The 222-nt window shown below is 62.6% G+C and carries 1 protein-coding gene; it reads right to left on the bottom strand.

What is annotated here, in order from left to right; all coding sequences use genetic code 11:
- Positions 1 to 222, bottom strand: a 222-nt coding sequence (locus ACW9IR_RS30255; RefSeq protein WP_457466286.1) for a hypothetical protein, incomplete at both ends; no start/stop codon positions are given.

The following is a 222-nucleotide window of genomic DNA, read 5'->3' on the forward strand; positions in this document are numbered from 1 at the left end:
GCTGTCGAGCACAAAATGCTTCTTGCGAAAGGCCTCGACCACGTCCAGCACCGGTTCCAGGTCTTCATATTCGATCACCGCGGCCATCGCGGCTTTGCGTGCGGTTTCCAGGTCGCGGGCGGCAACCGCCAGCACGACCTGGCCGACGAACTGCACGGTGTCGATGGCCAGCAATGGATCACCTGGCATCAAGGGGCCGATGTCTTTCAGCCCCGGCACGTC

Source organism: Pseudomonas sp. SDT291_1_S447, assembly GCF_054070155.1.